Annotated in this window: 2 protein-coding genes; both read right to left on the bottom strand. The window is 41.5% G+C overall.

All coding sequences use genetic code 11. The features are described 5' to 3' along the window. A partial coding sequence (locus tag WEIDD23_RS12905) for an ATP-binding cassette domain-containing protein (RefSeq protein WP_156469682.1) occupies positions 1–150 on the bottom strand: 150 nt, incomplete at its 3' end. A gap of 1 nt (position 151) precedes the next feature. Further along, on the bottom strand, positions 152–441 hold a 290-nt coding region (locus WEIDD23_RS12300; RefSeq protein WP_197458903.1), incomplete at its 5' end, for an ECF transporter S component.

Consider the following 441-nt stretch of genomic DNA (forward strand, 5'->3'; position numbering starts at 1 on the left):
CGCTTTTAACAACGTTGACTTACCAGAACCAGAGGGGCCAATTAATAAATTAAAACTGCCGGCAACGGGTGAAAACGAAATATTGTTTAAAATATTTCGTTGGCCCGTATCGTAGGCAAAGCTAAAGTTTTTAACTGCTAATGTTGTCATATTAACGCTTTAATAAACCTGACTTTTCAACAAGGACTTTAATCAAGTAAACAAGGATACCGGCGAAAAAGCCGACTGAAATCAAACGAATGATGAACAAGGTGATCAATAGGCCAGGCTTATAGGCCAAGTAGCCACTGTTGAACAAGTCCCAAGCAAACGTAATCAGTGTGCTAGTAATCACGGACAGCGTCAGCCCAATTTTATCCCAGTTCTTGTAGCCAGTTAAGGTGAAACCAAGCTCGGAACTGATTCCTTGAACAAAACCGTAGAGTAAAGTAGCGGCACCCC

The organism is Weissella sp. DD23, from assembly GCF_001579105.1.
Classification (GTDB): domain Bacteria; phylum Bacillota; class Bacilli; order Lactobacillales; family Lactobacillaceae; genus Weissella; species Weissella cibaria.